Source organism: Pseudoalteromonas sp. G5_S1_54_S4, assembly GCF_054968565.1.
The window spans coordinates 1-2,988 of sequence record NZ_JBQKUL010000098.1 but is presented as its reverse complement, the minus strand read 5'-3'; the positions used below and the strand labels follow the sequence as shown (position 1 = coordinate 2,988).

Here is a 2,988-nt window from a genome sequence, read left to right as displayed (position 1 = left end):
AAATTGCTGCAGTCGTTTTTATTTAAAATAACCAGATAAGTTAAATAATTTTATAAAAGGATTCTTCTGGCCTCCAGAGGTAAATTTCACCCTAATAAAAATGAGCTATAAACAATGTCTATTTTAGAATGGGAAAAATCCGAGGAACGTTTTACAGAACAAAGCTTCGAGCATAAATTAACTGTTGTGATAGGCCTGTTTGCTTTTATATTATTTACAATTGCTTTATTTTATTTCTCTTATTATGGGTTTGTTGAAAATGTTTATTTTGATGAGTCGCTTTATTATATTCGAGAAAGCGGCTTGTTGGCTCCGATAATAGTAATGGCTCCATTTCCTGTTTTAATGACAATTGCAGGTTTACAAAAAGTATTGAACTTCCGCAATGAAAAAACAATAAGGTTAATGGTAAAGCTTATGCTGCGCGCAATACCTTTATATATAATTTTATCTATTGCTAATAGTTTTTATATTGAGTCTAAATTAACACTCGAGGGATATAGCTTTTGTAATTGGTATACCAGTCCATCATTAAGAGGTCCCGATGTTTGGCTAAAAAATGATGAATTATGCCTACAGGGTGGTTCCGTCATAATCAGTGATGTTACCGATTGGTTTGAACAGAAAAACCAACAAGGTATTGAACCTTCCGTTGATGAGTTAAAAGAGTTTATAAAAATAACTCGAAAAATGCGCGATGATTATATAAATAATATGTAGCGGCCAGTCCGTTTTAATGAGTAACAGGCCAAGCCCTATTAAAGCGAGTTTTATAACTCGCTTTTTTATTGTCTAAATATTCTATAAATAAAAATGCCATACTGTTGTCATCCCTGTGTGTTGATATTTAACAAATACAACACTAAGGAAAACAATAATGTTAAACAAATCAATAATAGCCTTTTCTTTGCTATCACTATTAACTGGCTGCTCACTTGATGGTGATGACGGCCAAGATGGCGCACAGGGTGTACAAGGTACAGCGGGTAGTAATGGTGAAAACGGCACTAATGCAAATTCAGCTTTAAATATCAATCTTATTGGCCGCGCAGTACTCAATGCACAAAGCCCAGAGGGTGCAGCTGAAATAGTCGCCTACCAAGCCTCTAAAAAGTGGATTTATGCCATTAATAGCTCTGGCGATGAGGCAGTTGTGAATATCATTCCTGCCGATACGTTCGACACTGCAGCATTAGTAAAAGATAACGAAGGTATTGTAACCGCGACCAACTTAGCCTCTGCCATTACGCTCTCACTAAATGAAAATACGCCTGGTGATGCAAACAGCATAGCTATCGATGCAAATAACCAATTATTAGCGGTAGCAATGGCTGCTACAAACGTGGGCGAAGCTGGCCAAATAGCGTTTTACAATATTGGCGGAGATACACCAGTATTTATTAAAAATGTAACTGTAGGTGCCCTACCCGACATGGTTACCTTTAGCCATGATGGTGCAAAAGTAGTGGTTGCTAATGAAGGTGAACCTAATGGCGACTACAGTATCGACCCCGAAGGCACAATTAGCATTATCGATATCAATAACGGCACTATTGCCGATACCGCTTTGAGCATAAACTTTCAAGCTTACAATAATAAGCAAGCAGAATTAGAAGCGCAGGGCTTAGTGTTTGCCAATCCTACTGGACGTACTATTAATGGTAATTTAATAAATACCACGGTTGCGATGGATTTAGAGCCAGAATATGTGAGCATTTCCAAGGATAATAAATACGCTTATGTCTCTATTCAAGAAAATAACGCTCTAGCCATCATCAACCTTGAAGATAATTCCCTTGAGCTAAAAGGACTCGGTTTTAAAGATTGGTCAAACTTACAATTTGACGCTTCAGATAAAGACGGCGGTGTTAACTTTAAATCATACCCTGGTTTATATGGCATGTATCAGCCAGATACAATTGCAAGTTTTAGTTGGAAAGGAGCCAACTTTATTGTATCTGCCAACGAGGGTGATGCACGCGAATACTTTTTTGATGCAAGCGATGAAGCTGATTGCATCGCTCAGGGCGGCCTTGATTATGACGCTAAAGATGGGTGTTTGGCATATATAGATGAAAGCCGCGCAGAAGATCTAGCTCTCGCAGCTAACTTCGATTACTTAAATAACGATGATAACGACATTGGTCGTTTAAAAGTTACAACAGTAAAAGGTGATAAAAATAACGACGGCCAATACGAATCGCTTTATGCTTATGGCGCACGGTCATTTACCATTTGGGATAGCAATGGGCTGGTGGTGTTTGACTCAGGCGATCAAATTGCACGAGTAACCGCTTCTGTTCATGGCAATGCATTCAATAATAACGAAGATGAAAATAAAGGCGATACACGCTCAGATGATAAAGGGGCAGAACCCGAAGCGCTAACATTAGGTGAGGTTGGCGATAGGTTATTTGCTTTTGTTGGCTTAGAGCGTATGGGCACAATAATGGTGTTTGATATAACCAACCCTTACGATGTGAAATTTCAAGACTACTTTTATAATCGTGGTTTAGAACCAAGTGCAGATATAAGTGGCGATCTTGCTCCTGAAGGAATGACATTTGTTCCTGCAGCGCAAAGTGCAACAAACGAAGCACTGCTTATAATCGGTAATGAAATCTCAGGCTCAATTGCCGTATGGGAAATAACAACTCAGTAATTAGTAAAGTTTTAAGTAAAAGCGATGTAGCGGTTATCTATAAATCGCTTTTACTTCCTCCCCTCTCAATAATCATGCCTTATGTGAATGCTTTTTAATCAAAAACAGCCCTGTAGCCCTTTGTTTGTATGGTTATTGTACTAAATTGAAATTAATTTAATAAAACTGAAATAAAGCATTGACCCTCTCCAGAATATCCCTATAATGCGCATCCACTGACCCGGCAGGCAGCAATGAAAAGCGCTGAACAAACGGTAAGTGAGTCGAGTAAAACTTAGCTTTTAAATCTTTTAAAAGAAACTAAAAATTAAGTGTTGACAAAAAAG

2 protein-coding genes are annotated in these 2,988 nt (G+C 38.0%); both read left to right on the top strand.

Translation table 11 applies throughout. The features are described 5' to 3' along the window. Positions 1 to 114: 114 nt before the first annotated feature. Positions 115 to 720, top strand: coding sequence for a DUF1240 domain-containing protein (locus ACTRWE_RS18925; protein WP_462880510.1), 606 nt, complete (start codon positions 115 to 117; stop codon positions 718 to 720). 157 nt (positions 721 to 877) lie between these two features. Continuing rightward, positions 878 to 2,662, top strand: coding sequence for a choice-of-anchor I family protein (locus ACTRWE_RS18920; protein WP_462880509.1), 1,785 nt, complete (start codon positions 878 to 880; stop codon positions 2,660 to 2,662). The last annotated feature ends 326 nt before the right edge of the window (positions 2,663 to 2,988 follow it).